The sequence below is a fragment of the Enterobacter cloacae complex sp. P47BA genome (genome assembly GCF_014930485.1).
Taxonomy (GTDB): Bacteria; Pseudomonadota; Gammaproteobacteria; order Enterobacterales; family Enterobacteriaceae; genus Enterobacter; species Enterobacter bugandensis.
The window spans coordinates 134,336-140,925 of record NZ_JADBRF010000014.1 but is presented as its reverse complement, the minus strand read 5'-3'; the positions used below and the strand labels follow the sequence as shown (position 1 = coordinate 140,925).

General features: G+C 58.3%; 6 protein-coding genes. 2 read left to right on the top strand and 4 right to left on the bottom strand.

Translation table 11 applies throughout. The annotated features are described in order from the left end of the window. Positions 1-123 precede the first annotated feature (123 nt). Positions 124-1,023 (bottom strand): LysR family transcriptional regulator, encoded by a 900-nt coding sequence (locus IM299_RS15530; RefSeq protein ID WP_193357771.1) that lies wholly within the window; start codon positions 1,021-1,023, stop codon positions 124-126. Between the two features lie 108 nt (positions 1,024-1,131). Between IM299_RS15530 and IM299_RS15525 the strand changes: the two genes are divergently transcribed. Then, complete coding sequence (locus tag IM299_RS15525) at positions 1,132-2,133, top strand: zinc-binding alcohol dehydrogenase family protein (protein ID WP_047367294.1); 1,002 nt, start codon at positions 1,132-1,134, stop codon at positions 2,131-2,133. 38 nt (positions 2,134-2,171) lie between these two features. On the opposite strand, the gene nadR is transcribed toward IM299_RS15525, so the two are convergent. Genes nadR through serB form a run of 3 tightly spaced genes read right to left on the bottom strand, consistent with a single transcriptional unit; the run spans position 2,172 to position 5,805 of the window. Further along, the gene (nadR, locus tag IM299_RS15520) at positions 2,172-3,404 is read right to left on the bottom strand and encodes a multifunctional transcriptional regulator/nicotinamide-nucleotide adenylyltransferase/ribosylnicotinamide kinase NadR (protein ID WP_003856522.1); all 1,233 of its coding nucleotides are present in this window, start codon (positions 3,402-3,404) and stop codon (positions 2,172-2,174) included. 35 nt (positions 3,405-3,439) lie between these two features. Then, positions 3,440-4,825: a DNA repair protein RadA gene (gene radA / locus IM299_RS15515; RefSeq protein WP_023293325.1), complete on the bottom strand. Its 1,386-nt coding sequence runs from the start codon at positions 4,823-4,825 to the stop codon at positions 3,440-3,442. A gap of 11 nt (positions 4,826-4,836) precedes the next feature. Further along, positions 4,837-5,805 (bottom strand): phosphoserine phosphatase, encoded by a 969-nt coding sequence (gene serB, locus IM299_RS15510; protein WP_028015444.1) that lies wholly within the window; start codon positions 5,803-5,805, stop codon positions 4,837-4,839. Between the two features lie 117 nt (positions 5,806-5,922). Here serB and IM299_RS15505 point away from each other — a divergent pair, with 117 nt between their 5' ends. Then, on the top strand, positions 5,923-6,567 hold the full coding sequence (locus IM299_RS15505) for a YtjB family periplasmic protein (RefSeq protein ID WP_193357770.1): 645 nt from the start codon (positions 5,923-5,925) through the stop codon (positions 6,565-6,567). Positions 6,568-6,590: the final 23 nt, after the last annotated feature.

The following is a 6,590-nucleotide window of genomic DNA, read 5'->3' as shown; positions in this document are numbered from 1 at the left end:
AAAGGAAAGGCCCTGGAGATACTCCACAGCCCCGAAAAAAAGCCAGTCAGTTGCTTAACTGACTGGCATTACAACCTCGGTTGCCGTTTTTTATTCAGGGTGAGGGCATCAGGCCGCACAACATCACCCACCCACGTAATACCGCTTCACCTCATCAAACTGCATCGCAAACTCGATATAGCTCATCAGCGCGGGCGAATTCAGCTTCCGGCTCGGATAGGCCAGCCAGAGATCGTTACCTTCAACGCGCCATTCCGGCAGCACCTGAACCAACGTCCCCTTTTCGATCTTATCTTCCAGCAGAAATGCGGGTAGCAGCGTGATCCCCGCCCCGGCAATCGCGCATTCGCGGGCGTACACCAGATTATCGGTCATGTGGCCGTTGTCCGGCAGGTAGCGGTAATCCTCGCTCTCGCTTCGCAGCAGCCACTCCGACCACGCCCGGTGCGTAATACAGCGGTGCTCCACCAGCTGTCGGGGATGGATTAACGGCTCCCGGCGTGCCAGGTAGTCCGGCGAGGCCAGCATGTAGCGCGGGCAGTGCCCGATCATTCTGCCTATCAGAGAGGAGTCCTGCGGCTTGCCGGTGCGCAGCGCCACGTCAAAACCGGACTCGACCAGGTCCACCACGTCGTCAGAGATCGATACATCGAGCGACACGTCAGGATAGCGAAGCTGAAACTCGGCATTCATATGCGCCAGCAGGGTCGCGCCAATCCCCGCCGGGCAGGTAATACGCAGCCGGCCGCTGGGGTTTTCACGCAGGCGCTGAATGGCATACTCCGCCCGCTCGCTGGCCGCCAGCATCTCGCGACAGTGCACCAGATAGTGCTCTCCCGCGAACGTCAGGCTGATCCTGCGCGTGGTGCGGTTAAGCAGACGGATCCCCACCTGCTGCTCCAGCTGGCTGATCCGCTGGCTGACACTGGATTTCGGCAGTTCGGCTTTCTGCGCCGCCACGGTAAAACTGCCCATCTCCGCCACCAGCGCAAACAGCGCCATATCCTGCAGCTGTTTAAACATGATTGTTCACCCTGTACGAACGCTGAGTTCATGATTGTCCATCTTATCATGCGGCTGGCCACTTAATAGACTAGCCTCAACAAAACGCATTCCATTGAGGAGCACACCATGTCAGTGAAAGCCATTGCCGTTAACCCAGAAAATCCGTCCACCTTCATTGAAATCACCCCGCCAATGCCGACGCCTGGCGAACACGATCTGCTGGTAGAGGTGAAAGCCGTATCTATTAACCCGGTTGATACCAAAGTGCATGCAGGCATCGCCAAAAATGGGCTGAACGAGCCGCGAATTCTGGGGTGGGATGCCAGCGGGGTCGTCAAAGCCGCTGGAGCTGGCGTCACTGGCTTCAAACCAGGTGATGAGGTGTGGTACGCGGGCGACATCACCCGCCCGGGCAGCAATACCACTCATCAGCTGATAGATGCGCGCATTGTCGGCCACAAGCCAGCCAGCCTCGGCTGGGCGGCAGCCGCTGCGCTACCCTTAACTGCGCTCACCGCGTGGGAAGGTCTGTTTGAACGGCTGAATATTCAGGATGCCGAAGCGGACAAAACCCTGCTGATCATCGGCGGCGCAGGCGGCGTGGGATCGCTGGCGATCCCGTTTGCGAAGCACAACAGCAAGGTGAAGATTATCGCAACCGCTTCACGAGAAGATTCCGCCCAATGGTGCCGCGATCGCGGTGCTGACGTAGTGGTCAACTACCGCGATCTAAAAGGCGAGCTGGCGAAGCAGGGGCTTACCTTCGTGGATTATATTTTCATCCTCAACGACACCGACGGGCATTGGGATGCGGTCAGTGAACTGATTGCGCCGCAGGGGCATATTTGTTCCATCGTTGAGAATGAACATCCGCTGAACCAGGACAAGCTGAAGTCCAAATCTGCCGCCCTGCACTGGGAGTTTATGTACACCCGCAGCATGTACCAGACCGCTGATATGGCGCGTCAGGGTGAGATCTTAAATGAGGTGGCGAAGCTGGTGGATAACGGCGTGGTGGAAAGCTCGCTCAGCGAAACGCTGCACGGGCTGAGCGTAGAAAGCATTACCGAAGCGCACCGTAAGGTGCTGGAGGGGCATATGCGCGGGAAGGTGGTGGTTGAGTTCTGAGGTATTCCCCCTCACCCCAAAAGGGCGAGGGGAAGTTATTACCCCTGCTCCCCCATCATCTCCTTCACCAGCTCGACGCAGCGCAGGAAGCGGGTGTCATAATCCGACTCTTCCACATGCACAAACTCAACGTTGTTCTCGTTAAGCATCTCCACCAGCATGGTCTGGAACTCGCGCCTGTCCACCGAGCTGCCCAGGCTGCGCATGCCATCAGCCACCCACGGGGTGTTGTTTTCCAGCAGGATCACCAGGTCAAAGCGGTATTCGTCAATCAGCGCCTGCACGAACGGGTGCTCGCGCCCCTCATACTTTTTACAGAACGCCTGCGTGGTGACGAAATCGGTATCAATAAACGCCACTTTGTTAGCGTATTTCACCGCGAAATCAATGTACTGGGCGTGCCCGAGCGCGATTTTATCGTAGTCGGAATACTGCAACGCCATCTCGTCGCCGCCGAGGTGCGAGAAGACGTAATCGCGTCCATACTCCCACGCGCTGGTGGTGTTGAAGATGTTCGCCAGCTTGTTGACCAGCGTTGATTTACCGCTCGACTCGCCGCCCAGAATAGCCACCGTACGCACGAAGAACGGCTTCACTTCGGTCGGAATATAATCCCAGTAGCGGAACGGGTTCTCGCGGATCTGCGCCCCGCTGATGTTCATAAAGGTGCGTTTCGGGTCGATCAGCACCGTCTCGATGCCCAGATGCTCGCGGAACTGCGGCGCGTCGGACTCTTCAGAGGTGTAGATCCAGTTAGGCGCAATGCCCTTCTCTTCCATAAACGCTTTGATGCCGTTGCTCCACACGTCCCAGCCGTGCGGATACGGCTCCATGCCCTCTTCATTAAAGGCATGAATGCGAATGTTTTTCTGGTACTTAAAGGTCTGAAGCAGCCAGCGCAGACGGTCAGGCACGGTGGGCTGCTGCGACATGGCGCTGTCTTCAAAGAGCTGGCGATCGCGCGTTTCGTCGTAGCCCATGATGATGTGCAGCTCGTCCACCTGGCTACAGGCGCGCTGGATCAGATAGATATGCCCGGTATGCAGCGGATAAAACTTGCCGAACACCACGCCGATGTTCTTTTGCATTCGCGGGAACTCCAGCCCCAGAAAGCGGTGCAGCGCTTCAAGCTTCTGCGCGCTGGGGCTTTTGATTTTGGCGTTCAGCAACTGGCTCAGGTAGCCTTTGGTCATGCCGCTGGCGTCCGCCACCTGCTGCAGCGTGCAGCCCTTCTGGCGGATCGCGGTCTTGATGTAGTCAAATGATGACATAAATTACGGTGCCTCCTGCAAAATCGAATACGTAATTATAAGTCGTCAAAGACATTTAACGCATCTGCGAGTTTCTTAACGCCAAAGACCTGCATCCCTTCCGGGATTTTTTTCGGTACGTTGGCGGCGGGAACGATCGCCCGACGGAAGCCGTGTTTTGCCGCTTCGGAGATACGCTCCTGTCCGCTCGGCACTGGACGGATTTCCCCGGCCAGACCCACTTCACCGAAGACGACCAGATCCTGCGGCAGCGGTCTGTCGCGCAGGCTGGAGACCATCGCCAGCAGCAACGCCAGGTCTGCGCTGGTCTCAGTGACTTTCACCCCGCCAACCACGTTGACGAACACATCCTGATCCGCCATCTGCAGGCCGCCGTGCCGGTGCAGCACCGCCAGCAGGATCGCCAGGCGGTTCTGCTCCAGACCGACCGCCACGCGTCGCGGGTTACCCATCATCGAGTGATCCACCAGCGCCTGAATTTCAACCAGCAGCGGGCGCGTCCCTTCCCACAGCACCATTACCGAACTGCCGGAGGTGATCTCATCGCCGCGGCTCAGGAAGATGGCCGACGGGTTGCTGACCTCGCGCAGCCCCTGCTCGGTCATAGCAAACACACCCAGCTCATTCACCGCGCCGAAGCGGTTCTTGTGGCTGCGCAGGGTGCGGAAGCGGGAATCCGCGTCGCCGTCGAGCATCACCGAGCAGTCGATACAGTGTTCGAGCACCTTCGGACCCGCCAGAGAGCCATCTTTGGTCACATGGCCGACCATCACAATCGCCACGCCGCGCGTTTTGGCAAAGCGCGTCAGGTAAGCGGCGGTCTCACGCACCTGCGCCACGCTGCCCGGCGAGGACTGAATGTCCGCCATGTGCATTACCTGGATGGAGTCGATCACCATCAGCTTCGGCTGCTCTTCTTCGGCGATCATGCAGATCTGCTCGATGCTGGTTTCCGACAGCATGTTCAGGTTACCGGTCGGCAGGCCGAGACGGTGAGCGCGCATCGCCACCTGCTGGAGGGATTCTTCACCCGTCACGTACAGGGTTTTCATCTGTTCGGCGAGCTTGCAGAGCGTTTGCAGCAGCAGGGTCGATTTACCCGCGCCCGGATTACCGCCGATCAGAATCGCGCTGCCCGGCACCACGCCGCCGCCGAGCACGCGGTCAAACTCTTTGAACCCGGTGGAGAAGCGCGGCAGCTCTTCGAGGCTGATGTCAGAAAGTTTTTGCACCTTCGCCACGCCCGCGTTACCGGCATAGCCGCTCAGGCGTTCATTGCGGGCCACGCTCGGCGAAGCCGCCACACCACGCACTTCGGTGATGGTGTTCCAGGCATGACAGGCGCTGCATTGCCCCTGCCAGCGCGGATAATCCGCACCACATTCATTACAGACAAATGCGCGTTTTGGAGCTTTCGCCACGGTTTACCTCATTATTTCTGATTAAGGCTGCCGGAGAGAATGCAGAACACCCCCATCAGGTCAGCGTGACGGATAGTGACTTCCGTCTTTTCATTCACTTTTGGTTTGGCATGGTAGGCAATGCCAAGGCCAGCCACTTTGATCATTGGCAGATCGTTCGCGCCGTCGCCAATGCCGACGGTCTGCTCGACCGGAATCTCATACTTTTCCGCCAGGCGCGTCAGGGTATTGGCTTTGTACTGGGCATCCACGATATCGCCGATCACCTGGCCGGTCAGCTTGCCGTCCATGATTTCCAGCTCGTTAGCGACCACCGTGGTCAGATGCAGTTTCTCGCGTAGATAATCCGCAAAGAAGGTAAAGCCACCGGAGGCGATCGCCACTTTCCAGCCGAGGGACTGGAGCTTCAGCACCAGCTGCGTCAGCCCCGGCATCAGCGGCAGCACGTCGCGCACCTGGCGCAGGATGTTAGCATCGGCCCCTTTCAGGGTCGCCACGCGCTGGCGCAGGCTGGCGGTGAAGTCCAGCTCGCCGCGCATCGCACGCTCGGTGACTTCCGCCACCAGCTCGCCGCTGCCTGCCAGTTTAGCAATCTCGTCAATACATTCGATCTGAATAGCGGTGGAGTCCATGTCCATCACCAGCAGACCCGGCGTTTTCAGGTGCGGAATTTTGCCGAGAGGCGCAACGTCCAGCCCGGCGTCATGCGCCAGACGCGTGGCGCGCTGCGTCAGGGAACCCGCGAGGCGAATGACCTGGTAATCTTCCACGCACCAGGCGGCAACAATGACCATCGCCGCGCCCAGTTTGGTTTGATACTGGGTCAGGCGTTGCTTATCCAGACCGCGTCCATAGAGGAGCCAGCCGCTACGGCCAGCGTGGTAATCCAGAGGCATCACCTCATCGCCACTTAACGAGAGCGGCAATCCTGGCCATAAAGAGACATCCGTTGGCAGGTCACACCAGGTAATGTTCGGCATTAAAGCTCCTGTAATTTTGTTCGCGCCGGAAGGTTCCAGAGGGAAAATAACGCATGAGGCTACCCTGTAACCATCACTTCTGGCAACATTAAGCCCTAAATTTTCAGCAGGTGGAATATGGCTCGCGCAAAACTGAAATTCCGGCTTCATCGCGCCGTGATTGTCCTGATCTGTCTCGCACTGTTAGTCGCATTGATGCAAGGGGCATCGTGGTTTAGCCAGAATCATCAGCGGCAGCGCAACCCGCAGTTTGAAGAGCTGGCCCGTACCCTGGCGCGTCAGGTGACGCTCAACGTTGCGCCCCTGATGCGCAATGAAACGCCGGACGATAAGCGGATAGGCCAGGTCTTGCGTCAGCTCACGGAAAACAGCCGCATTCTGGATGCGGGCGTGTACGATGAAAAAGGCGACCTGATTGCCCGCGCCGGTGAGCACGTCGACTTGCGCGACAGGCTGGCGCTGGACGGCAAAAAAGCCGGAGGCTATTTCAACCAGCAGATTGTCGAACCCGTTCAGGGTAAAAATGGCCCGCTGGGGTATCTGCGCCTGACGCTGGATACCCACACCCTGCCAACAGAAGCTAAGCAGGTGGATAACACCACCAATATTCTGCGCCTGATGCTGTTACTCTCGCTGGCGATTGGCGTCGTGCTGGCGCGCACGTTGCTTCAGGGCAAGCGTACCCGCTGGCAGCAGTCGCCGTTCCTGCTGACCGCCAGCAGGTCGGTTCCCGAAGACGAAGAGAGCGAGAAGAAGGAATAGTGATAAAGTAGGCGAAAGATATG